A 23,192-nucleotide genomic window follows, 5' to 3' on the forward strand; every position below is an offset into this window, starting at 1 on the left:
TTCCAATTGCCCCGCAGCGATCAGCCAACATCATTCCGGGTCGTAGGAGAGTACCGGCGACAGCCAGCGCTCGAGCTCGCTCATGGACATCCGCTTGCGTTCCGCCAGCGCCTCGACTTGATCCCGGGTGATCTTGCCGGTGGAGAAGTACTTCGACTCGGGATGGGCGAAATACCAGCCCGACACCGCCGCCGCGGGCCACATGGCGAAGCTGTCGGTTAGGATCATGTCAGTTTTGGCTGGAGCATCCAACAGACGGAATAGCGTCGCTTTCTCGGTATGATCCGGGCAGGCCGGATAGCCGGGCGCGGGGCGGATGCCCTGGTATTTCTCGGCGATCATGGCGTCATTATCAAGAGCTTCTTCAGGCACGTAGCCCCAGTACTCCTTGCGCACTCGCTGGTGTATGCATTCGGCAAAGGCTTCCGCAAGACGGTCGGCCAGGGCCTTGATCATGATGGCGTTGTAGTCGTCACCGGCGGCTTCGTACTGCTTGGCCAGCTCGTCCGCGCCATGCCCGGTAGTGACCGCGAAGCCGCCGATCCAGTCCGGCTTGCCAGTCTCCTTGGGCGCAATGAAGTCCGCCAGGCTATAGCAGATGCCGTCCCGGTTCTTGGTCATCTGCTGACGAATATGGTGCAGGTGCTCGATGACCGTCTCTCGGGATTCGTCCGCATAGACCTCGATGACGTCGTCATCGATACTATTGGCCGGCCACAGGCCGATCACGCCCCGGGCGTTGATATGTTTTCCGTCAACGAGTTTACGCAGCATGGTCTGGGCATCATCGAACAGGCTGCGAGCCGCTTCGCCCACCACCTTGTCATCGAGGATCTTGGGATATTTGCCACTCAGCTGCCAGCTCAGAAAGAACGGCGTCCAGTCGATGTATTCGACCAGCGCCTCGAGATCATAGTTCTCGAACACCTTGAGACCGGTGAAAGTCGGGGCGGGCGGGGTATAGCCTTGCCAATCCGGCTGGAAGCGGCGTTCCCGAGCCTCGGCGTAGGAGAGGTCCGCCGCCTTGGGCCGTCGCTTGGCATTGCGCTCGCGTACCTTTTCGTACTCGGCGTGAATGTCGGCGATATAAGCGGGCTTCGCCTCCTTTGACAGCAAGCGGCTAGCAACGCCTACCGCGCGCGAAGCGTCGGTCACGTAGATTACCGGCTGGTCGTACTGCTGATCGATCTTGACCGCGGTATGGGCCTTGGAGGTGGTGGCGCCGCCGATCAGCAGCGGTATCTCAAACCCTTGACGCTGCATCTCTTTCGCTACGTGAACCATCTCGTCCAGCGACGGTGTGATTAGCCCTGAAAGCCCGATGATGTCGGCTTTTTCATCGATGGCGGTCTGCAGAATCTTCTCGGCAGGCACCATCACGCCCAGATCGACCACGTCATAGTTGTTGCACTGTAGGACCACGCCGACGATGTTCTTGCCGATATCGTGGACATCGCCCTTGACCGTAGCCATGACGATCTTGCCCTTGGCCTGAGTATCTTCGTCTTTTTCCGCCTCGATATAGGGCAGCAAATAGGCCACCGCTTGCTTCATGACGCGTGCGGACTTGACCACCTGAGGCAGGAACATCTTGCCGTCGCCGAACAGATCGCCGACCACATTCATGCCATCCATCAGAGGCCCTTCGATGACCTCGATGGGACGTGGAGCACGTTGGCGGGCAATTTCCGTGTCTTCTTCTATATAGGCGGTGATGCCCTTGACCAGGGCGTGCTCGATGCGCTTCTCGACCTCCCAGCCGCGCCACTCGAGATCTTCTTTCTTGGGGCCGCTGCCGGCGTCGCTCTTGTAGCGTTCGGCAAGGTCCAGTAGCCGCTCGGTAGCATCCTCGCGGCGATTGAGCACTACGTCCTCCACGGCGTCACGCAGCTCCGTGGGCAGGTCATCATAGACCCCAAGCTGCCCGGCGTTGACGATGCCCATGGTCAGGCCCGCCTTGATGGCGTGATAGAGAAAGACCGAGTGGATCGCCTCGCGCACGGTGTTGTTACCGCGAAACGAAAACGACACGTTAGAGACACCGCCGGAGAGCATGGCATGGGGCAGATTATCGCGAATCCAGCGACAGGCCTCGATGAAATCCACCGCGTAGTTGTTGTGCTCCTCGATGCCGGTAGCAATGGCGAAGATGTTGGGGTCGAAGATGATATCTTCGGCGGGGAAGCCGATATCATCCACCAATAGGCGATAGGCGCGTTCGCAGATCTCAGTCTTGCGCGCCAGGCTATCGGCTTGGCCATCCTCATCGAAGGCCATGACGACGATGGCGGCGCCGAAACGCCGACAGGCCTGAGCCTGTTCGCGGAAGGCATCTTCGCCTTCCTTGAGAGAGATCGAATTGACCACCGCTTTGCCCTGGACGCACTTGAGACCGGCCTCGATAATTGACCACTTCGAGGAGTCGATCATGATCGGTACCCGGGAAATATCCGGCTCCGAGGCGACCAGATGCAGGAAGTGCACCATCGCCTCCTGGGAGTCGAGCATGCCCTCGTCCATGTTGATGTCGATCACCTGGGCGCCGTTCTCGACCTGCTCCAGGGCAACCTCCAGGGCGGTATTGAAATCTTCTTCCTTGATCAGGCGCTTGAAGCGGGCGGAACCGGTGACGTTGGTGCGCTCGCCGACGTTGACAAACAGCGAGTCGGCTTCGATGTTGAAGGGTTCGAGTCCTGATAGCCGACAGGCAGCGGGTCGTTCGGGAATCTGTCGTGGCGCAATGCCATCCACCGCATCACGGATCGCACCGATATGCTCCGGCGTGGTGCCGCAGCAACCGCCGATGATGTTGCACAGGCCGCTTTCTGCGAACTCGCGAATGATGGCCGCCATCTCTTCGGGGTCTTGATCGTACTCGCCGAATTCGTTGGGTAGCCCCGCGTTGGGGTGCGCCGAGACCAGGGTGTTCGCCTTGCTGGAAAGCTCTTCCAGATAGGGCCGCAGTTCCGCAGCCCCCAAGGCGCAGTTCAAACCCACGGAGAAGGGCTGGGCGTGACGCACCGAGTTCCAGAACGCCTCGGTGGTCTGGCCCGAAAGGGTACGGCCAGAAGCATCGGTGATGGTGCCGGAGATCATCACCGGCAGGCGTTCGCCGCGCTCGTCGAACAGTTCCTCAAGAGCGTAGATCGCCGCCTTGGCGTTCAGGGTGTCGAAGATGGTCTCGATCATGATGAAGTCGGCACCGCCCTCGATCAGGGCGATGGCGGCTTCATGGTAGTTCTCCCGCAGCGCATCGAAAGTGACGTTGCGCTTGGACGGGTCGTTGACGTCCGGCGACAGCGAGGCAGTACGGCTGGTCGGCCCCAGCACACCGGCTACATAGCGCGGCACGCCGGTTTCCTCGCCAACTTCGTCGCATACCTGACGTGCCAGGCGGGCGGATTCGCGGTTGAGTTCCACCACCAGCTCTTCCATGCCGTAATCAGACTGGGATAGGCGGGTGCTGTTGAAGGTGTTGGTCTCGATGATATCCGCACCGGCTTCGAGATAATCGCGGTGGACGCGCAACACCAGTTCCGGTTGGGTTAGCGCTAGCAGGTCGTTGTTGCCCTGAAGCTGGGACGGCCAGTCCTTGAAACGTTCGCCACGGAACTCTTCTTCGCTCAAGCGGGCATTCTGCAACATGGTACCCATGCCGCCATCCAGGATCAGAATGCGCTGGGCCAGGGTCTGTTTAAGAGCATCTGGCAGGGGAGCGGCGAGGTTAAGTGGGCCAAGCGAGTCCTGCAGTTGAGAAGTAGCGGCAGCCATGGTTAGCGTCAGTCTCCAGCGATCGGGGGGGGGCGTGCGCGTTTTCCGAGCGCATCACAGTCAAAAAGGTGTTTGAAATTATCTGAATATCTTATCAGAAAGCGCGCGGCGCTGGGCACCAGGCTATAACCAAGTATTTCACTCGGGATTGTGTTGCGAGGGGAATTTTTTTATCATTAGGGGCATAACTTTCATGATGAGTCGTATCCATGAGCGAGAACATCCAGATCACCGATAGCGCCCAGGACTACCTTGCAGAACTGCTGTCGAAGCAGAATGTCGAGGGCATCGCAGTACGCATCTTCATCACCCAGCCGGGCACGCCCTATGCGGAGACCTGCCTGGCTTATTGCCGGCCTGGCGAAGAAGAGCCTAGCGATGAGAAGGTGGCTCTTGAGAAGATAACCGTATATCTCGACAAGAACAGTTTGCCGTTTCTGGAAGAAGCGGTGGTGGACTTCAATGCGGACCGCATGGGCGGCCAACTGACCATCAAGGCGCCCAACGCCAAGATGCCGAAGGTCAATGCGGACAGCCCTCTGGAAGATCGCGTCAACTACATTCTTTATAGCGAAATCAATCCCGGACTAGCAGCCCATGGCGGTGAGATTCGCTTGATCCAGCTGACGGAAGAGGATATCGCCGTGTTGCAGTTTGGCGGCGGCTGCCAGGGCTGCGCGGCGGTCGACTTGACCCTCAAGGATGGGGTGGAAAAAACGCTGCTCGAACGCATTCCGGAGCTGGCCGGTATTCGTGATGTGACGGATCATACGGACACCACCAACGCCTACTACTGAGCAATGCTGTAACGCCGTTGCTGAAAGCGAGCCGCCGAATTGAGTGGCTCGCTTTATTTGTTCAGTCGGGCGCCAATTCTGCCCTGATCGCAGGACTGCTCGCACTTACCGTGACCGAGGAAGGTGACCCATGACTAAAGACGTGCATCCATCGATCATTGTTTTTGATATCAACGAGACGCTTCTCGATATTACGACCCTCGAGCCACTGTTCGAACGTCTCTTCGGCGGCCGATCCACATTGAGAGAGTGGTTCGCGCAACTAATTCTCTACTCTCAGACAATGACTCTTTCGGGCCTTTACACGCCATTCGGCGAGCTCGGTGTAGGAATCTTGCGAATGGTCGCTGAGATACACAACGTGACCGTCTCGGAGAGTGACGTTGAAGAACTGAAGGATCGGATAGGCTCCATGCCTGCACACTCCGATGTCATCCCGGCTCTGACAAAACTGCAGGAGGCGGGTTTTCGGTTGGTGACCTTGACTAATTCGGCAAGCAGTTCACCCCCCACGCCGCTTGAACGGGCCGGAATAGGGGAGTTTTTCGAACGCAGCTTCAGTGTCGAGTCGGTTCGGCAATTCAAACCGGCCCTGGACACTTATCGTCACGTGGCACAAGAGATGAAAGCCGAAACCTCGGATCTGTGTCTCGTCGCCTGTCATTTATGGGATACGATTGGCGCTCAGGCTGCCGGTTGCCGTGGTGCACTCATCACGCGGCCTTATAACACCACCTTACCCGCGACTGAAGTGCCGGACCCGGATCTCGTCGCACCGGAACTGACGGATCTTGCCGACCAGATTATTAAGCGCTGGCAAGCATCCTGAAAACCGAGCTGGCTTGGCTCGATCTTCAATACACAAACGGCGGCAGGGGTGTCCTTGCCACCCGCGTCTCAGCCTCTCTTAGCGCTTCCTGCAGCTGCTCGAGCCTCTGATCCCGCTCGGCAATCTGAGCCTCCAGTTGTTCTTGTTTGAAAATCATTTCTCGCTCGGTGTCCCCGAAACGCCGTAGCTCCCACTTCGCTTCGCGGTGACGCGCTTCCTCTTCAACCAGCGCCGCGCGTTGTTCCTGTAGAGACATTTCTAGCCCCTCGACGCGTTTGTCTGTTTGCGCTTGACGCTTGACGTGCTGCTTTTCCTGTTCCTGGCGTTCGCGTCGAGCATCGTCGAGTAGTGCCATGAGCTTGGCCTCGGCGGTTTCATGCCGCTGTTCCTCCTGGGCAATTCGCGCATCAAATTGTCGTGCTTGCTCATCCAGGGCCTGTCTATATTCAGCGGCCTCCGCGTTGCTCTGCTCACGTAGCTGATCGAGTCGCTCTTCCAAGCGTGCGTTTTTTGCTGCCGTGCTTTCACGTTCGGCATGGCTAGCGTCGAGCTGTGCCTGAACTTGAGCCAGGACCATGCTCTTTTCATCGAGACGTGTCTGCAAGGCTGCCAAGTGCTCGGCCATGGCGGATTCGCGCTGGATAGCGTCTTCTGCTCGGCGCTGGGCTTCCTGTTCGATGCTTTGCGATTCGTAGACACGCTGATCCGCTTCTTCACGATATTGGGCCAAGCCTTGTCGCGCCGCTTCCTGGGCCTGATGCCACAGCTCCTGGGTCAAGGTCTGCAGCGGTTCGGGCAAGTCCTGAGCGGGCGGTTCGTCGCGATTCTCCTCGCGCTCGATCTTCCATTGTCGCAGATGTTCGCTGAGGGTGGTGAAGCTGCCGGTACCGAGCACCTCGCGAATCTTTTGCACCCCCGGCGTTTCACCCCGTTGCAGCAGTTGGTGAATGGCTTTTTGTACGTCTTCATACCGAACGCCGCTACGCGCCATGGTGCTCTCCTGTTCGAACGGACCGCTCAAAGAGCGGTAATGCGGAAGATTTTAGCGCCATTTGCCAACAAATTAAATTATTACGTAATACATAAAACGTAATTTTATTTATCAAAACAAACAAAAATTCATGATTACGCGCCTTATCTTGAATTTTTACCGCGTAAGATGAACAATACCCTCATCGTGTATTGTTGGATAGAAGCGCCTAAAGTGACTAAGGAATACCGGCAGGGCAGCGATAGCGGTGATGGCGGCAATAGAGAAGTGATGGTGGCTGAGTCGAAGAGCATGTCTAAGGCGATGCCGACCACTGTTTCAGCGCATATTGTTGCTAATAGCGACGCCCAGGCTGTCGAGCAATGGCTCAAGGAGTACACTGCGAGTGCGCAGACGTTTCGCGCCTATCGCAAGGAGGCAGAGCGCTTGCTTCTATGGCTCGATGCGCAGCGCTTGAGTCTTGCGAGCGTGGATCGTCGACGACTCGATGAGTTCGAAGGCTTCCTAACGAATCCGCTACCCGCCGAGCAATGGGTGGGGCCGCCACGGCCGCGTTCGCATCCCGATTGGCGTCCTTTTCGCTGCCCTTTGACTGCCGCAAGCCGTCGTCAGAGTCTGATCATCCTGCAGGGGCTGTTCAGCTGGCTAGTGGAAGCAGGCTGGGTAGCCCACAATCCCTTTCGCTTGATGCGGGACAAGCGCCGGCGGCTGGACAATCGACAAGAAGAAATTGAGCGCTATCTGGAGCGGCCGCTGTGGGACTGGCTATGGCAGTGGCTGAATCGGCCTCTGGAAGAGAGCGCGAGTTCACGGGCGCACTTCCTCTGGCGGCGGCGACGGCTGATTTTTGGTTTCGCCTATCTCCTGGCCCCACGTATCAGCGAAATGGCCTCGGCCAGGATGGGCGATTTCTTTTGCAGGGAAGGGCGCTGGTGGTGGCGTGTCATCGGTAAGGGCGACAAGCTTGCAAGCATCCCGGTACCTGCAGATATGCTTACATTGCTTGGAGAGTGGCGCGAGCACCTGGGATTGACTGCGTTGCCTGAAGCGGACGAGTCAGGGTCGGTACTAAGAGGGCTCAATGGTAAACGCAGCTTGGGTGACAATCAGCTTTATCGGTTGATAAAGATGAGTTTCAAAGAGGCTGCTCAAGAGATTGAGATAGATGAAGGCGGGGCTGTCTTTGCGCAAACGCTACGAAAGGCAACACCGCATTGGCTGCGTCATACAGCGATCACTCATCAGGCCCAGGCAGGCATCGAACTGCGTTATCTTGCTAAAACGGCGCGTCATTCACGCCTTGATACCACAGCACGCTATCTGCACACCGAAGCAGACGAATGGCAGCGTCAGCTTGCCGCTCATCAGCTTGAAAGCCGTCGGCTCTGAATAAAGTTCAGAATGGGAAAATTACTTCCGTAAAAAAACAATCAGCGGGGAGGGGGAGGTCCCGCTGATTGATAATCTAACTTACCGGCAGTTCCACCGGATGCTGCTGCTTACTACTACTTACTGAGCGAACTGTTTGATGGGCACGTCCAGTGCGATGGGCTGATATTCGCTATCGTCATAGGTTTCAGCACTCTCGATCTCTTCCATGCTCTTGTCTACCTTGAGCTGACCCTGCTCGAGCTGTAACTCATCAAGTGGCAAAACGACTTCATCATTCGTGCCCTTGACGCCGAGGACGGCAAAGAGCTTCTTGCTGTCCTTGTCGACGACGAGCTCCTTGATCTGACCAGCCTCGTTGTCTTTGGATGTCATCAGCGTGCGCTCGAGAACTTGCTCGCCTTTCATCTCCATCAACGACTTCTGCGATTGTCCCTGAGAACTTTGAGACTGCCCTTGTTGGCCCTCACGCTGGATATTGACCTTGGCTTCTTCCTGTTCGTAAGAAACCTCAGGCTGGCTTTCGCTTCTGTTCAGGTTGACCTGAGGCGCGTCTGCTTTTTGCAACTGAACCTGAGGCTGAGCCTGCTCGACGTTGACATCCGGATTGGACTCGACAGAGACGTCCGGCTTAGGCTGCCGGATGCTGATCTTGGGATCAGGCATGTCCACTTTTACATTGGCATCTGGCTGAGTGACCTCGATGCGGGGCTCAGGAATTCTGATAGTGACTTCTGGCGCCGGCTGGAACACCTTGATCTTTGGCTGCGGCTGATCGACTGTTACAGTCGGACGTGGTTGTTCGACATTAACGACCGGCTTGGCCTGATCAATCGTGATATCGAGGTTGGCTTCTTGTGATTCTGAATCTTGTGCGAATGCGGAACCACTTGCTATAGCAAGTGCCAGAGTACTGACTGCAAATGCGTGGGGGAGTGTGCTCAGTAGTTTCATATTAAATCCTTCCTTGAATTATGATTGCTTACTGGGTTCTAGTAATTTTTAATTTCGGCTAACGATTGAACTAATAACTATTCAATTTTCTGAGTTTAGCTCTTCAGGCGTTACACGTTTTTTACTATCGGAAGGCTCGTCGGGATTCCTGCTATCTTCCTGACTAGCAGAAATTTCCGACTCTCCGCTTTGCTCTTTATTGGGCTTCTCCTTCGGTTCAAGACGCTCTTCCTGAGCACCTTGCGACGAGGAAGACTGCTTTTCACTCTTTGTTTTACCTTCAGATGACGAAGACTGCTCTGAGGTGCTTGAAGCCTCGGTATCAAAGCTTTCTTCTTCGGACTCACAGGCTGAAAGGCTGATTGCGCCTAACAGAACCAAGCTTGCCAAAAGTGCTTTTTTAGCACCGGGTTTATGCATGTACGCTTGAGAAGCGGAGGGTGTTTTATCGATTGAGTGACGCATAGGCAAGAATCCTTTTTATGTGGCTCATTTCTATGAGCAACGACTTCGTCCATATTCTTAACATCTCGAATATAGTGACCTGAAACAACAATATCCATATCGAATTCATGGGCACTTAAATGAAGCTAGTAGAGTCGATGGGACAGGTCAAAACAAAAATTTATTTTTAACTCAGGTTATTATAATGCGTTAATTACTGAGGCAGATTGTCAAAATAGCAAGTAGCAGGGTTAGAATTTTTGCATTAATAGTAAAATTGTCGACCTGCTGCAGGCGGTAACACCCTTGTTTCGTTATACTGGGCTGTCGTTGAAAATCAGTCAGGAGAAGCGCAGTGAGTATTCAGGAGGCTCAAACCGAGCTGATCGAGGAGTTTGATTTATTCGATAACTGGATGGATCGTTATCAGTACATCATAGACATGGGTAAGCAGTTACCGGCTTTTCCCGAGGATATGAAGACGCCAGAGACGAAGATCGATGGCTGCCAGTCCAATGTCTGGATTCATCACGAGCGTCAGGGCTCGGCACTTCATTTTGATGCCACTTCGGATGCCGCCATCGTTTCCGGGCTGATCGCGGTACTGATGCGCATTTACAACGATCGCACGCCAATCGAAATTGCCGAGACCACACCGCGCTTTCTGGAAGAACTGGGGCTCGACAAGCATCTTTCACCGACACGTGCCAACGGGCTGCATGCCATGCTGACGCGTATTTATGCGGTGGCGGAGCGGGAGGTAGCGCACTAGGGCCTTGCCGAATAACCGTAGTGCGTAGTCAACGTGACGAATCCTCAAAGCCGTTTGGTTCATCTTCAAAAGGAGTGTGGCAAGGGCGTTCATTTTTTTGCGGCACTGGATCGATGCCGCCCGCATGCCAGGGATGGCACTTGGAAATACGCTTTAACGCTAGCCAGCCCCCCTTGAAAGGCCCATGTAGCTGCAAGGCCTCGATGGCGTAATAGGAGCAGGAGGGCCAGAAACGACAGCGTGGGCCAAGTAGAGGGCTGATGCCGTACTGATAAAGGCGAATAACGCCGATTAATAGGATGGATAGGCCACGTCGAAGAAATTGTTTAATCCTTGCTGCCATAAAGAGCACTCGGATCGATAAGGGGTTTGGCATCCACGTGGCCACGCTCGTCGTCAAGCGCGACATAAAAGCAGCTTCGCCTGCCAGTATGGCAGGCAGGGCCGGTTTGTTCGACACGAAGCAGCAAAGTGTCACCATCGCAGTCGAGATGAGCCGATTTCAGATGCTGTTCCTGACCGGAAGATTCCCCCTTGCGCCAAAGCTTGCATCGGGAGCGGGACCAGTAGCAGACGCGCCCGGTATGCAGCGTCTCTTCCAGAGATTGTCGATTCATCCAGGCCAGCATCAAGACTTCGCCGCTATCATGCTCCTGGGCGATGGCGGGTATCAATCCATCTGCATTCCAGCGAACGGCATCAAGAATCTGTGGCAGTGGATACTGAACGCCCGGCTCGGCCGCTTCAAGTTGCTTGAATAGATCGCTCATCTTTTTCCTGGGTTTGCCTGCGCTTGATGGCTCAGGAGGCAAGTGCCGCCTCCTGAAGTTCGCCGCGACGGGCAAAATGTTGCTGTGAGAAGGCTACTCGGGCATCCACATCGATGCCTTCCGGCTGCCGCTCGACAAGGTCGAGTCGCCTACGAAGCCCTTCACCATTGGCCATCTGGATGGCGAGCCCCGGACGTGCATTGAGCTCCAGCAGCATGGGGCCATGAATCTTATCCAGCACCATGTCGGTACCTAGATAACCCAGCTTTGTCATCTCATAACAGCTGGCCGCGAGGTTCAGCAGCGTATCCCAGTGGGGCACCCTGAGACTGACAAGCTCCTGGCCGGTATCCGGATGATCCAGGCGTGTGCGGTCGAACTGGACGCCGCGCACAGCAGTGCCGGTGGCGATGTCGATACCGACGCCGACGGCGCCCTGGTGGAGGTTGGCCTTGCCATCCGACGCGGCAGTGGACAGGCGCATCATCGCCATGACCGGATAGCCCTTGAATACGATCACGCGAATATCCGGTACGCCTTCATAGGTGTATTCCGCCAACGATTCGTCGAAAGCAATCAGCGCCTCTACCACCGCCACATCCGGTGACCCCCCCAGGGAATAGAGCCCCGACAGAATATTGGAGACATGGCGCTCGAGATCCTCGCGGTACAAGCGGTGGCCACTTGGCTTGATGTAGCCTTCTTTATCCTGATTCTCCACCACCAGGATGCCCTTGCCTCCGCTGCCTTTTGCGGGCTTGATGACGAAGCCAAGATGTCCCTCGACCATCCTGGCGACATGCTTGACACTGAACTGGTTGCTGATGGTGCCAATCAGATCCGGCGTGGTGACACCGAAGCGCTTGGCCAGCAGCTTCGTTTGCAGCTTGTCGTCCACCAGCGGGTAAAGGCGACGATCATTGTAGCGGCCAATATAACGAATGTTGCGCCGGTTCATGCCGATGATGCCTTTAATTCTCAACTGTGAAGGGGTTGCCCACATGGCTCAATCCTCCGTAATCGGCTTGAAGCGGCGCAACTCCAGCAACCGATAACCGGTGTAGTTGCCCAGCAGCAGGATGAATGCCATCAGGATCAGCTGTACGCCAAGGAAGTTGAAGGTGATATGGCGTATCCAGGGATTGTTCATGGCCAGATAAGCAAGTACCGCCGTGAGCAAGCTGCCGCCCCCCTGAATCAAGACCTCCTTGGGACCTTCCTCTTCCCAGAGAATCGACATGCGCTCGATGGTCCAGCTAAGGATGATCATCGGGAAAAAGGTGATCGTAAGACCCGCGTTCAGCCCCATGCGATAGGCCACGACGGAGAAGATCGAGATGATGGCGATGACCGTAATGATCACCGCCGATACTCGCGCCACCAATAACAGGTTGAGATGTGAAAGATAACTGCGGATCACAAGGCCCACTGCCACGACGAGCAGGAACCCGATGAGTCCGGTGAACAGCGTGGTCTGGATAAAGGCAAGGGCAATGAGCACTGGCATGAACGTGCCGGAGGTCTTGATGCCGATCAGCACTCGCAGTAACACGACCACGAGCGCGCCGATCGGAATCAGCAAAATGGTCTTGAATAGCGACTGTTCTTCCAGCGGGAGGCTGTGAATCGAGAAATTAAGCAGGGTATCGTTGGCCAGCTGATTGCGTACCGCCACGGATGCCGGCTCATTGTGTTGCAGCATGGAGAAGGTGACCTTCGAATCACGTCCGCCTTGCACCTCGAGAGCAGCTTGATCGCCAGCTTCCCAGAGCAGGAGATTATCAGGACGACCCTGCTCGCCACTGGTGGGGTTGATGATGACCCAGTCACCATCCGCATTGAAGACCTGTATCCAAGTCGTCAGGCTTTGCCGCCGACGCCCGTCTTCAAGCAATAGACCATGAATCTTGCGGGCCGAAACACCAGCCTGATTAAGCAACTTTACCAGTAGCGAGGGGCGGTCGAACTGGGTCAACAGCAGGCGGGCATTTTCATCCTGCCTATCGCCACTAAAAGCACGCACCAACTCCCTAGAGAAAGTAAAGGCGTCAGAGGAGCGTCGATAAGCCTGATCGATGACCTCTTGCGCGGCCGTATCATAGGGACGTGCCCAGGATACCTCCTCATCCGGCGGCGGAGGCTCGACCCGAGGCCGAGCAGCATTGGGAGCGACTAGAAGCTGAACCGAATAATAGAGCTGTTGGCTACCGCGGGCTTCTCGAGTGGCCCACTGTGCCCGGCGCCCCTGGTCATCATCCAGAAAGGAGAGTCCGAAACCGGAAGAGCCCGTATTCTCCGTCAGGATGCGAAACCCTTCCTGATTGGTGGGTAGTGCCAGATTCACTTTGGCAGAACCATCTTCGGCGATGAAATTGACCTGGGCTTCGACTTCCCAGACTTGGCGCTGTTCGCCGGGTACCCATGGCACCTCGAATGCAACATGGCGATACGCGGTCACTGCGATGCCGGCTATCAGCAGGACGCCGACCAGAAGATAAAAGGGGACACGAGACATAAAAGCGTTATTCCTTGTCGTCTTTACCATCGCGGGCTTCGTCTTGAGCCGCGCTATCGGCAGATTCACCGCCTGGATATTCGGGACGTTCGTGCAGGTAGCTCTGAGATACGTCGATCAACGCAATATCCAGCATGAAGCGCCGTCCGAGCAGTACGGGATAGTCCAGATGGGAGCGATCGTTGAGGGTGAAATCGACGTTTTGCTTGATCGGTCCGAGACGCATCAGCAAGGTGATCACCGGACGGCTCTCTTCCCCGGAGGCTTGAACGATACGCACACGCCGGGTGATCTCCGCTTCGATAGGCTTGTCACGGACGCTATCGATGACGGTGTCGTCTTCATCAAGCGCCAAATTGAAGCGCACCCAGTTTTCTCCCTCCCGCTCGAACTCGGTGATATCTTTCGCGGAAATGGAAGCGGTATTGGCACCCGAGTCGATCCGTGCCTTCAGATAGGTGCCGATGGTAGGAAAGCCGACCCATTCGGTGCGCCCTAATAAGGTCTTGTTTTCCAATGCCTCTATATCGCTAGTGGGGCAGTCTGCGGGCGGCGCACTCGTTTCATCACCCAAATTCTTGATTTCGGCCCGTAGCGATCCCAGCGTACCACTCATGGCGTTGACACTTTCTCCAACCTCATCGAGACGCGCCGTGTGCGATTCGAGACGATCAGCATCGCTTTCGCAGCGCTGGGCCAGACTGTCTTCAAGCGCGCTCAAGCGCGAATCGAGTTGAGGCGTGGTGACCAAAGCGTCGAATCGACTCTCGTCTGGTGATTGAGGTTGGAGCGCGCAGCCGCCCAAGAGCAGCATTCCGGCAGTGAATGCCAGCATCACGTTTCGTATTGGCATGATCATTGAAATCCTTGAAAATCCTCATTATACGCGCTTGTCTGCTGACAAACCCGCCTGGCAAATGGGCCTGATGATAAGGAGTCCCTGTGGAAACGTCCATGCATCCATTCGAGATAAAGCCGATAGGGCCATTGCCTCGATCAACTCTCAGAGGGGCAAATTAGCCCAATGTTAGGCTTCAGTCAGGCAGATCGGCGTTCCGGTCTTAACAGCTTACCCTGCATCCATTTCCGAACGCCCAGCACGAAGGTCTCCTGGAACATCATGCAAAACAGTACGGTAAACAGCAGGAAGACAGGATATAGCCATATGGACGTGTCTCCGGCGGCATCCATGCACTGGCGAATGCTGGTCAGGCAAAGGCTCGGCTCGCCGCTGAGCACCCGTTCAACGCGGGTGAAGATGACAAATAAAGGCACATGAAGCGCAAACATGGGCAATGACGCGCCACCCAGACGATGAGCCAGACGGCGCATGCCAGCGCCAGAGGAGGGCGACCAGTGTGCAACGACGAAGATCAGCGCGAGCTGGGCGGGCAGTAACAGCCCATTGTGCAACAGGTAGTACCAAAAAGAGTCGTGATGACGCAGCAGCCAGACGCCAACGACGATACAGATGGCCACGAACAAAAGCGCCAATGACTGCGCGGCGCGTCCCATCGAGAGGCCTAGTTCTCGGCGTTTCGTATAGAACGAACATAGCAGAATACCGGCCAGGAACTCAGGCAGTCTTATCAAGGGGTTTCGATGCAGGATGCCCGTTTCCGGCATACCGAAATCCGTATAGGCGATCACGATGATCGGTGGGATCAGATAGATCGCATTGAGAAGCATCATGGCCCTGAACGGGGATTTGATACGGAAAAGCCGCGGCGCCATCCAGGGGAAGGTCAGATAGAAAAAGAACAGCGCAGAGATAGACCAAGTGACAGGGTTGAAGGTTAGATAGAGTGGATTCCAGGCATGCATCAGCGTCAAGTTCAGAAGGGCGCTCAACGCCAGCTCTGCGTTGCTCATGTAGTGCGTTATGCTTTCCAGGCTGGAGCCGTTGTTGGTGTCGTAAAGCACGAAACGTATCGAGGCATTCGCGTCGGCTTCCGTGATGACCAGATAGCCAATCAGCGTCGAAACCGCCATGGCCAGCAATACTGCGCCAATATGAATCGGATAAAGATTGGAGAAACGCTTGATCCAGAAACTTCTTGCTGGCTCACGCATGCGCTGGCGATCATCAAGATAGACGTGGGCTAGAAGAAACCCTGAAAGAACGAAGAAGGCACTGGTGGAAAAGAAGCCGATATCCGTGATGTACCCAGACCATCCACTGATCGATTTGTAGGTATGCAGCGTATGGAATATGACGATATAGAGTCCAAGCCAGAATCGTAGCCATTCCAGCCCTATGAATCGTTCCTTTTTGCTTGCTGCCACTTGTTTTTCCATTCGAGCCTTGGAAGGAGTCAATTCATTCGAGTCTTGTGTTCAGCTAAATAGAGAAAATCGAAAGATGCACACCGGCTGTTCAAACGCCATGCAACAACCGGCATGCATCGATTTCCACGCGTTGATGCTTTTTCAATTGGCAACAGGCATGCGATAGAACCAGGTCTCTGAAAGCGGGTGATCGCCGTCTTGCAAGTGCGCGCGTATTTCCAGCGGCCGAGAATCATCGTTACGCTTGACCCGCAAGACGGCACGCCAACCGCCTTCGCCGGTGTTGCGAATGACTTGACTTTCGACCAATTCACCGTTGTCACCCACATTGATCTGAACGGTAGGCTGGGTGTCCGGCGACAGCGAATCCAATGCCGGTCCCTTGAAATCGATAATGAAAGCGATCGAACCATCGGGCTCACGAATTAGATCGTTCTGACGCACTTCGCCGCGAGAGCGCATGGTGCTGTCGACCCAGGACGAGGATGCATCATGGTAGTGGTTTTCGTTTTTGGTCCAGGACATGCGGTAATTGAAATCGGCAGCTTCACCGACTTCCGGCATTTCATCGGGCTTCCACAAAGCCACCATATTGTCGTTGGTTTCATTTTCGGTCGGGATCTCGATCAGTTCCAGGGCGCCGGACCCCCAATCGTTTTGCGGTTCTACCCAGGCGCTCGGACGCAGATCGTAACGATCGATCAGATCCTCGTAGTCATGAAAGTCGTGACTGCGCTGTAGAAGGCCATAGCCTTTCAAGGCTTCGATGTGTTGTTCACTGACTTCCACCTCTTTTGGGTTGACCAGCGGGCGCCATATCCAGCCAGCTTTTTCACCGTGCACCAGCAACCCGTTGGAGTCGTGTATGGCGGGGCGGTAATTCAAGGTTGGCGAAGGCTGACTCGGGCCGAAGAGGAACATGCTGGTCAATGGCGCAATACCCAGCTTCTGAACAGGATTGCGCAAGAAAATACGCGATTTTACATCGAGTTTTGAATCTTCCCCTGGCTGCAGGACAAAGCGGTAAGCTCCTGTTGCACTGGGAGAGTCGAGTAACGCGAAGATGGTCAGGGAATCACTGTCAGGGCTGGGTTTCTCGATCCAGAATTCGCGAAAATCAGGAAACTCCTCGCCGGAAGGCGCATCCGTTTCAGACGGGGTTTCCGTATCGATTGCCAGCCCGCGGCCGGACAGCCCATAAATCTGGTTGCGGCCAATCACGCGGAAATAGCTGGCGCCTTGAAAGACCATGATCTCATCGTCGATGGTATCGGGATTATTGATGGGGTAATGAATCTTGAGACCCGCAAAGCCCAGATCCTGGAGATCTTCTTCAGAAAGCTCTACATCACCATAGTGAAAGTTTTCAGGCTTGAAGGCGATTTCATGAACGCCGCTATCATCAATCACGTTCATTTTTACGGCGCTGACATAATGCATTCCTTCATGAAAAAAACTTAAATTGAAGGGTAGCTGTTCATCACGCCACAGAGCACGATCCATTTGATACTGAATCTGAGCGTATTGCTCATATTCAAGATTCCGCAGCTTCGGAGTCGTATTGGTCTCCGGAGGCTGATAATCTTGCTGGCCGAGCTGTTTTGCCTTGTTCGCCACGTCCTCGAAATCGAAAGCCAAGGCTGCTGGAGCCGTGAGTGCCATCCACAATCCGGCCATCATGGTTAAACGGTAAGGGCAAGCAACGCGTTTTCTATCAAGGGTGGTAATGCGTTGCAGTGTCGAATCGCTCACATGTCACTCCTTCGTTGGATTCTTGAAGATCGCTGTCTGAATGCAGGCGCTGGGAAGAGTACATTTTAATAGACTACAGCTGAAGCGCTGATCGCCATCTTGGTAGAGGGATAAGCAGAAAGAAAGGAGAATGGTGGAGGTTTGTCATTCTTTGAACATTATCTGCCTGAGTCCTAGTAGACACGCTTGAGCCATGAAGGCTAAAAAAGAAATGGGACAAGAATCATCACGCGAATACTTAATTTAACATAATATACATTATGCGAAGTTAAAGATGCCTTTTCCATGAATCCCATGAAGCTGTGAATCAACTAACAGCGACCCTAATGACATTGTCATCAGGGTCGCTATGGTTCCGATGTTTGTCAGCGTGATGATTTAGAGCGGCTTGTTGTCGTCTGCTTCGTCTGCCTTTTCGTCCGCTGGCGCGTAGGAGCCATCTTCCCGGTGGTTTTCGTTACCGGTCAGGCCCGGTGTGAACACGCAGGCCAGGTGCATGGTCTTGCTGGCTCTCAACAAGTGATCGTCATGTTGATCGAGAATATAGATATCGCCCGGCTTGATCGGCCAGATCTTGCCATCGGCCAAGGTTTCTACTTCACCTTCACCTTCGATGCAGTACACCGCTTCGAAATGATGCTTGTAGTGAATGTGAGTTTCGGTTCCTTCATAGATCCGCGTGATATGGAACGAGCACTTGCCGCCATCCTGGGCCAACGACAAACGCGTACTGTCCCAATTTCCATTGGCGGCAGTTACAAAGCGCTCGGTGTTGCGGGCTTCTTCGAGATTGCGAACGATCATGAGCGATATCCCTTTCTTATGAGTGTCTTATAAACATCTTGCTGAAGCATGCGGACGCCAATGCGCCCGCATGGTCGTGTCAGTCAGCAACTTCAGCTTAGAGCTTCCTTGGCACTGGCTTCAAGAATATCCAGTCCTTCGACGAGATCTTCGTCGCTGATAGTCAGCGGGCACAAGCATTTGATTACCTGACCATCCGAACCGCAGGTTTCAATGATCAGCCCGTTCTTGAAAGCCTGAGCGGTGATCTTGTCGGCAACATCGCCCGAGCCGACATCCAGGCCGCGCATCAATCCGCGTCCGCGCTCGCTTGCAGAGTGCCCTTTTTCGCTTAGACCCTTTTCGTTCAACCAGGCGGCGATCTTCTGAAAACGATCTTCGACGATACGCCCTTTGCGCTGTACATCGCGCTCGAGCACGTCATTGGACCAGAACTCGCGCATTGCGGCAGCCGCCGTGGTGAAAGCCAGCGCAAACCCGCGGAACGTACCGTTGTACTGGCCCGGCTTCCACTTATCCAGTTCCGGGCGCATCAGCACATGAGCAAATGGCAGCCCATAGCCGGATAGCGACTTGGAGTTGGTGATGATATCCGGGGTGATGCCCGCATGCTCAAAGCTGAAGAACTTGCCGGTACGCCCGCAGCCTGCCTGAATGTCATCCACGATCAGCAGAATCTCATGGTCGCGACAGATCTGCTCCAGGCGCTTGAGCCAGTCGAGGCCCGCGACGTTGATACCGCCCTCGCCTTGCACGGTTTCAATGATTACGCCTGCGGGACGATCAAGGCCACCGGAGTTGTCGCCCAGCAATTTCTCGAAGTAATCCAGGGTGTCGACATGGTCCCCCATGTAGCCGTCAAAGGGCACGAAACTGGCCCCCTGAGTGGGAATACCGCCAGTAGCTTCACGGAACTTGCGGTTCCCGGTAGTCGCTAGCGAGCCCATGGTCACACCATGAAAACCGTTGGTGAAGGACACGATGTGATGGCGGCCGGTGGCAACCCGAGCCAGACGAATCGCTGCCTCTACGGCATTGGTACCCGTAGGGCCAGGCAGATGCACCTTATAATTCAGGTTACGCGGCTTGAAGATGACCTCTTCCAGGGTTTCGAGATAATCCCGCTTGGCTTCGGACCACATATCCAACCCGTGGACGATACCGTCGGAGGAGATGTAATCGACCAGTGCTTGCTTGATCTTGGGATTGTTGTGGCCATAGTTCAGTGTGCCCGCACCTGCCAGGAAGTCGATATAGCTCTTCCCGTCTTCGGTATGCAGCCTAGCACCCTGGGCTTTCGTGAATACTGTCGGAAACGAACGAGAATAGGTACGAACGTCTGATTCCATGCGTTCGAGAATCTTGGTCTGCATGCTATAACCTCTCATGAGATGGCTAAATAGAGTGGAGAATCTTGGATTAGATGTGCTGGGGGTCAAAGGGACCGATGCGCACCAGGTTTTCGGGGTCGTGCTCTCCGCCCAGCTGCTCGGTGGAAAAGTATTCCCGGCTGTTCAACGGCGCCTGCCAGCGATCGGCGAGCCGTCTGAACAAACCCCAGGACGCGGCGTTATCCGGTGTTATCGTGGTTTCAAGATGGCGCACCGATGACAATTCGGGTCGGCCCAGGATCGCCTCGACCAGGCGCCTTGCCAGACCGGTGCCACGGGCCTTGTCGCCCACGGCCACTTGCCACAGAAAATAGGTGTCCGACGCGCTCTGCTTGGTATAGCCGGATACGAACCCCACGATTTCGCCCTCTTCATTGGTGGCCACCGCACTGCTATCACGAAACTGGGTGGCCAGCAGCAGATAGGCATAAGCAGAATTGACATCCAATGGCGGGCAGGATTTTACCAGCTCGTAAATGCCCCAACCGTCTCCCGTGGCAGGTTTTCGAATGAACAAAGGGTTGCCAGTCTGTCCGACGATGGCATCTGCAATGTTGCTTTTAGCCAAGTCCGCTGACGGGGTAAACGGTGGTGTGGATGCATCCATGTCCAGGGTCGCCATTGCGAGAATAGATAGATTGTAACAGGCGCATGAGCATCAATCAAAATATAGCATTATTGCCATAAGCTGTATCCATAATTATTTTTTATGCAAGTGGTCGCCACTACTTGAATCGATTTCTCAAGTTTAGATCAATATCTGGCATGACGAACTAAAAAAAGCCGCCTTCTGAGGCGGCCTGAAATTTGCTGGTTTACTCGGATAGAGGTGCAAAGAGTTCAACAACGCGTTGGCGTTCTCATGGTGACGAACTCTTCCGCCCCGGTAGGATGGATGCCAACCGTCGCGTCGAAGTCCGCCTTTGTCAGCTTCGCGCGAACTGCGATGGCGATCCCCTGAATCAACTCACCGGCATCTTCCCCTACCATATGGGCACCGACCACGCGGTCATTGGCATCATCGACGATCAGCTTCATGAGACAGCGCTCGTCGCTACCCGATAACGTATGCTTCATGGGGCGAAAATCCGCGGTGTAGACGCGTATCGCACCGAACTCTGCTCGGGCTGCTTCCTCGGATAGGCCCACGGTGCCTATATTGGGATGGCAGAATACGGCGGTGGCAATGTTGTTGTAATCCATTGTAGGTAACTTCTCGTCGGCGAAATGCACGCGAGTCATGTGCATTGCTTCGGCTAGCGCAACCGGTGTAAGTTCCGGTGCGCCGGTAACATCGCCCAGAGCCAGAATGGAAGGTATGGAGGTTTCGAAGCGATCGTTGACCTTGAGCGTGCCATCGGGATTCAGTTCGATATCAAGCTTATCCAGTCCAAGCCCTTGAAGATGCGGACGCCGCCCCGTGGCTGACAAGAGCGCATCGACTTCGAGGGTCTCACCGTTGGTCAGAGTGACTTTCAAGGAGTCGTCGCTCTGTTTTTCAACGGATTCGATGTTGGTCTCGAAATGCAGATTGACGCCCTTCTTCTCCATTTCGTTCCGGGTGAACTCCCGTATCTCATGGTCGAAACCACGCAGGAACAGTTCACCGCGATAGACCAGATGCGAATCGCTACCCAAGCCGTTGAAGATGCTCGCAAACTCGACTGCAATATAACCGCCTCCCAGTACTAGAAAGCGCTTGGGAAAGGTCTCGAGGTCGAACACATCGTTGGAGTTCAGGGCGTGTTCTTTACCGGGGAAATCCGGTGTCCAGGGCCAGCCGCCCACTGCCACCAGAATTTTTGCTGCGCTGATGGTTTCACCGACCACTTCCACGTTATGCGCATCGATGACTCGCGCGCGACCGTTGATCAAGCGTACATCGGCGCCTTCGAGTAAGCGCCCATAGATACCATTGAGGCGCTTGATCTCCTCGATCTTGTTGTCCCGAAGCGTTGCCCAGTCGAACTCTGCCGGCTGAGGGAGTTGCCAGCCAAAGCCGGCGCTTTCAGTGAAAGCCTCGTGAAAATGAGCCGCATACGAATAAAGTTTTTTGGGGACACAGCCGACGTTGACACAGGTACCGCCCAAATAGCGATCTTCGGCAATGGCGACGCGAGCGCCGGTGGCAGCTGCCGTGCGTGCGGCACGCACACCGCCGGAACCGGCCCCGATGACGAACAAGTCATAATCGTAATCAGTCACGTTGATTGTTCTCCAGTCTTGATTTGTGGCGATGATACCAGCCAAGTGCGTTCCTCGGGAGTAATGCTGTCGATTGACCCAGCCTATGATGAAGGGTAAAAATTCAGGTTAGATCCGCCTAAGGAAGAAAATAGTGAGCGATATCGAGAGACTGCTCGAGCAGAATCGAACCTGGTCAACGTCCATGCGTAAAGAGGACCCCGAGTTCTTTTCTCGTTTGTCTCAACAGCAGAACCCTGACTATCTATGGATCGGCTGCTCCGACAGTCGCGTACCGGCCAATCAGATCATCGATCTGCCACCGGGTGAAGTCTTCGTTCATCGCAACGTGGCCAACATCCTGTATCACAATGATATGAATGCGCTATCAGTAGTGCAGTTCGCTGTCGATGTACTAAAGGTCAAGCACATCATGATCGTAGGCCACTACGGCTGTGGGGGAATCAAGGCCGCTATCACCGGTGGCGAGAACGGCATGGTCGATTTCTGGTTACATTCGGTACGCGAACTGTATAGCCGCCATCGCAGTGAACTTGGAGAGTTACCGCTCAAGCGGCAGGTCGACCGTATGTGCGAACTCAATGTCGAAAGTCAGGTGAATACCCTGGCCCATACCAAGATCGTTCAGCGCGCCTGGCTTCGGGGTCAACCACTATCATTGCATGGCTGGGTCTATAGTCTGGACGATGGCCTGGTCAACGAGCTCGATTGCAGGATCGACGGTCTCGATCAGGTGCCACAGCTTTATCGCGTCGATCGTTTCGAGCCAGTGGCGGATAGCGATAGCGATTGAGGTCGGTTCATCAAGAATTCCGCCTAGCCGTCTACTTGGGGTGACACTGTAAACGTTTATGAGAGCTATCCGCTTATCGCGCAGCTCACCCCTGTTCCCTTCAACCCACAGTAACCATTGGGGTTGCGGGCCAGGTACTGCTGGTGATACTCCTCAGCATAGTAGAAATTCTCCAAGGGCTTGATTTCCGTGGTGATGGCATCCTGGCCGGCGTCTTGTAGCGCCTGCTGATACTGATCACGGCTTTCGAGTGCCTGGCGCTGTTGAGCATCGCTGGTGGTATAGATCGCTGAGCGATACTGGCTCCCCACATCATTACCCTGGCGCATGCCCTGGGTTGGATCATGGGCCTCCCAAAAGGCCTGCAGTAATGACGCCAGACGAGTTTCGTTCGGGTCATAGATCACACGTACCACCTCGGCATGACCGGTACGACCACTGCAGGTTTCTTCATAGCTGGGATTGGGCGTAACCCCTCCAGCATAGCCCACCGCAGTGACGTACACGCCGGGTAGCTTCCAGAACAAGCGCTCCGCACCCCAGAAACAGCCCAGCCCCAACACGATGTCTTCATACCCTTCAGGAAAAGGCGGCAACAGTGAACGTCCATTGACCAGGTGTTTGCCGGAAATGACCATTGCCGCATCACGCCCGGGCAAGGCTTCATCGGTAGAGGGTAGCTGCTGTTTGTTACGTGCCAACATGGCAAATACTCCTTTCAAGCGT

21 protein-coding genes are annotated in these 23,192 nt (G+C 54.9%); 5 read left to right on the forward strand and 16 right to left on the reverse strand.

The genetic code is table 11. The features are described 5' to 3' along the window. Window positions 1–30: 30 nt before the first annotated feature. Window positions 31–3,771, reverse strand: a complete 3,741-nt coding sequence (metH, locus tag H7850_RS10665) for a methionine synthase (RefSeq protein ID WP_227369510.1) — start codon at window positions 3,769–3,771, stop codon at window positions 31–33. A gap of 209 nt (window positions 3,772–3,980) precedes the next feature. On the opposite strand from metH, the gene nfuA reads away from it, so the two are divergent. Both nfuA and H7850_RS10675 read left to right on the forward strand, forming a co-directional pair. Then, on the forward strand, window positions 3,981–4,568 hold the full coding sequence (gene nfuA, locus H7850_RS10670; RefSeq protein ID WP_227369511.1) for a Fe-S biogenesis protein NfuA: 588 nt from the start codon (window positions 3,981–3,983) through the stop codon (window positions 4,566–4,568). A 130-nt stretch (window positions 4,569–4,698) separates the two neighbouring features. After that, the gene (locus H7850_RS10675) at window positions 4,699–5,397 is read left to right on the forward strand and encodes a haloacid dehalogenase type II (protein ID WP_227369512.1); all 699 of its coding nucleotides are present in this window, start codon (window positions 4,699–4,701) and stop codon (window positions 5,395–5,397) included. Window positions 5,398–5,422: 25 nt separating this feature from the next. Here the strand turns inward: H7850_RS10675 and H7850_RS10680 are convergent, their stop codons facing one another. Further along, window positions 5,423–6,388 (reverse strand): DNA-binding protein, encoded by a 966-nt coding sequence (locus H7850_RS10680; RefSeq protein ID WP_227369513.1) that lies wholly within the window; start codon window positions 6,386–6,388, stop codon window positions 5,423–5,425. Window positions 6,389–6,658: 270 nt separating this feature from the next. On the opposite strand from H7850_RS10680, the gene H7850_RS10685 reads away from it, so the two are divergent. After that, on the forward strand, window positions 6,659–7,777 hold the full coding sequence (locus H7850_RS10685) for a tyrosine-type recombinase/integrase (RefSeq protein WP_227369645.1): 1,119 nt from the start codon (window positions 6,659–6,661) through the stop codon (window positions 7,775–7,777). A gap of 120 nt (window positions 7,778–7,897) precedes the next feature. On the opposite strand, the gene H7850_RS10690 is transcribed toward H7850_RS10685, so the two are convergent. Continuing rightward, window positions 7,898–8,731 carry a hypothetical protein gene (locus H7850_RS10690; RefSeq protein WP_227369514.1) on the reverse strand — a complete coding sequence of 278 codons (834 nt, stop codon included), beginning with the start codon at window positions 8,729–8,731 and terminating at the stop codon, window positions 7,898–7,900. 81 nt (window positions 8,732–8,812) lie between these two features. Then, window positions 8,813–9,196: a hypothetical protein gene (locus tag H7850_RS10695; protein WP_227369515.1), complete on the reverse strand. Its 384-nt coding sequence runs from the start codon at window positions 9,194–9,196 to the stop codon at window positions 8,813–8,815. Between the two features lie 334 nt (window positions 9,197–9,530). Between H7850_RS10695 and H7850_RS10700 the strand changes: the two genes are divergently transcribed. Beyond that, window positions 9,531–9,947 (forward strand): SufE family protein, encoded by a 417-nt coding sequence (locus H7850_RS10700; RefSeq protein ID WP_227369516.1) that lies wholly within the window; start codon window positions 9,531–9,533, stop codon window positions 9,945–9,947. 28 nt (window positions 9,948–9,975) lie between these two features. Here the strand turns inward: H7850_RS10700 and yidD are convergent, their stop codons facing one another. The 11 genes from yidD to gorA form a co-directional block, all read right to left on the reverse strand. Next, entirely contained in the window at window positions 9,976–10,356 is a 381-nt protein-coding gene (gene yidD, locus H7850_RS10705; RefSeq protein WP_413614152.1) for a membrane protein insertion efficiency factor YidD, read from the reverse strand. Next, window positions 10,274–10,717 carry a phosphoribosyl-AMP cyclohydrolase gene (gene hisI, locus H7850_RS10710; protein WP_227369518.1) on the reverse strand — a complete coding sequence of 148 codons (444 nt, stop codon included), beginning with the start codon at window positions 10,715–10,717 and terminating at the stop codon, window positions 10,274–10,276. The genes yidD and hisI overlap by 83 nt, the downstream gene beginning before the upstream one ends. Before the next feature lie 31 nt (window positions 10,718–10,748). After that, window positions 10,749–11,720 carry an alpha-L-glutamate ligase-like protein gene (locus tag H7850_RS10715; RefSeq protein WP_227369519.1) on the reverse strand — a complete coding sequence of 324 codons (972 nt, stop codon included), beginning with the start codon at window positions 11,718–11,720 and terminating at the stop codon, window positions 10,749–10,751. 3 nt (window positions 11,721–11,723) lie between these two features. Beyond that, window positions 11,724–13,232 (reverse strand): inactive transglutaminase family protein, encoded by a 1,509-nt coding sequence (locus H7850_RS10720; protein ID WP_227369520.1) that lies wholly within the window; start codon window positions 13,230–13,232, stop codon window positions 11,724–11,726. Between the two features lie 7 nt (window positions 13,233–13,239). Then, a complete protein-coding gene (locus H7850_RS10725; RefSeq protein WP_319799278.1) occupies window positions 13,240–14,085 on the reverse strand; it encodes an ATP-dependent zinc protease in 846 nt (281 codons plus the stop codon). Window positions 14,086–14,270: 185 nt separating this feature from the next. Next, entirely contained in the window at window positions 14,271–15,518 is a 1,248-nt protein-coding gene (locus H7850_RS10730; protein ID WP_227369522.1) for an acyltransferase family protein, read from the reverse strand. Window positions 15,519–15,662: 144 nt separating this feature from the next. After that, a complete protein-coding gene (locus H7850_RS10735) occupies window positions 15,663–17,273 on the reverse strand; it encodes a glucan biosynthesis protein G (RefSeq protein WP_227369523.1) in 1,611 nt (536 codons plus the stop codon). A 378-nt stretch (window positions 17,274–17,651) separates the two neighbouring features. After that, on the reverse strand, window positions 17,652–18,077 hold the full coding sequence (locus H7850_RS10740; RefSeq protein ID WP_227369524.1) for an ectoine synthase: 426 nt from the start codon (window positions 18,075–18,077) through the stop codon (window positions 17,652–17,654). Between the two features lie 92 nt (window positions 18,078–18,169). Beyond that, window positions 18,170–19,450 carry a diaminobutyrate--2-oxoglutarate transaminase gene (gene ectB, locus H7850_RS10745; protein WP_227369525.1) on the reverse strand — a complete coding sequence of 427 codons (1,281 nt, stop codon included), beginning with the start codon at window positions 19,448–19,450 and terminating at the stop codon, window positions 18,170–18,172. Window positions 19,451–19,496: 46 nt separating this feature from the next. Continuing rightward, a complete protein-coding gene (ectA, locus tag H7850_RS10750) occupies window positions 19,497–20,075 on the reverse strand; it encodes a diaminobutyrate acetyltransferase (protein WP_227369526.1) in 579 nt (192 codons plus the stop codon). Between the two features lie 233 nt (window positions 20,076–20,308). Continuing rightward, window positions 20,309–21,673: a glutathione-disulfide reductase gene (gene gorA / locus H7850_RS10755; RefSeq protein WP_227369527.1), complete on the reverse strand. Its 1,365-nt coding sequence runs from the start codon at window positions 21,671–21,673 to the stop codon at window positions 20,309–20,311. Between the two features lie 133 nt (window positions 21,674–21,806). On the opposite strand from gorA, the gene can reads away from it, so the two are divergent. Then, window positions 21,807–22,466 (forward strand): carbonate dehydratase, encoded by a 660-nt coding sequence (gene can, locus H7850_RS10760; RefSeq protein WP_227369528.1) that lies wholly within the window; start codon window positions 21,807–21,809, stop codon window positions 22,464–22,466. A gap of 65 nt (window positions 22,467–22,531) precedes the next feature. Here can and msrA read toward each other — a convergent pair whose 3' ends face one another. Next, window positions 22,532–23,170, reverse strand: a complete 639-nt coding sequence (msrA, locus tag H7850_RS10765) for a peptide-methionine (S)-S-oxide reductase MsrA (protein WP_227369529.1) — start codon at window positions 23,168–23,170, stop codon at window positions 22,532–22,534. Between the last annotated feature and the right edge of the window lie 22 nt (window positions 23,171–23,192).

It is taken from the genome of Halomonas sp. M20, assembly GCF_020622265.1.
Lineage (GTDB): Bacteria > Pseudomonadota > Gammaproteobacteria > Pseudomonadales > Halomonadaceae > Modicisalibacter.

Bases quoted from the DNA above. Each gene is read 5' to 3' on its own strand.
- metH (WP_227369510.1), bottom strand. From the start codon at position 3,771: ATGGCTGCCGCTACTTCTCAACTGCAGGACTCGCTTGGCCCACTTAAC.
- nfuA (WP_227369511.1), top strand. From the start codon at position 3,981: ATGAGCGAGAACATCCAGATCACCGATAGCGCCCAGGACTACCTTGCA.
- H7850_RS10675 (WP_227369512.1), top strand. From the start codon at position 4,699: ATGACTAAAGACGTGCATCCATCGATCATTGTTTTTGATATCAACGAG.
- H7850_RS10680 (WP_227369513.1), bottom strand. From the start codon at position 6,388: ATGGCGCGTAGCGGCGTTCGGTATGAAGACGTACAAAAAGCCATTCAC.
- H7850_RS10685 (WP_227369645.1), top strand. From the start codon at position 6,659: ATGGTGGCTGAGTCGAAGAGCATGTCTAAGGCGATGCCGACCACTGTT.
- H7850_RS10690 (WP_227369514.1), bottom strand. From the start codon at position 8,731: ATGAAACTACTGAGCACACTCCCCCACGCATTTGCAGTCAGTACTCTG.
- H7850_RS10695 (WP_227369515.1), bottom strand. From the start codon at position 9,196: ATGCGTCACTCAATCGATAAAACACCCTCCGCTTCTCAAGCGTACATG.
- yidD (WP_413614152.1), bottom strand. From the start codon at position 10,356: ATGTCGCGCTTGACGACGAGCGTGGCCACGTGGATGCCAAACCCCTTA.
- hisI (WP_227369518.1), bottom strand. From the start codon at position 10,717: ATGAGCGATCTATTCAAGCAACTTGAAGCGGCCGAGCCGGGCGTTCAG.
- H7850_RS10715 (WP_227369519.1), bottom strand. From the start codon at position 11,720: ATGTGGGCAACCCCTTCACAGTTGAGAATTAAAGGCATCATCGGCATG.
- H7850_RS10720 (WP_227369520.1), bottom strand. From the start codon at position 13,232: ATGTCTCGTGTCCCCTTTTATCTTCTGGTCGGCGTCCTGCTGATAGCC.
- H7850_RS10725 (WP_319799278.1), bottom strand. From the start codon at position 14,085: ATGCCAATACGAAACGTGATGCTGGCATTCACTGCCGGAATGCTGCTC.
- H7850_RS10740 (WP_227369524.1), bottom strand. From the start codon at position 18,077: ATGATCGTTCGCAATCTCGAAGAAGCCCGCAACACCGAGCGCTTTGTA.
- ectB (WP_227369525.1), bottom strand. From the start codon at position 19,450: ATGCAGACCAAGATTCTCGAACGCATGGAATCAGACGTTCGTACCTAT.
- ectA (WP_227369526.1), bottom strand. From the start codon at position 20,075: ATGGATGCATCCACACCACCGTTTACCCCGTCAGCGGACTTGGCTAAA.
- msrA (WP_227369529.1), bottom strand. From the start codon at position 23,170: ATGTTGGCACGTAACAAACAGCAGCTACCCTCTACCGATGAAGCCTTG.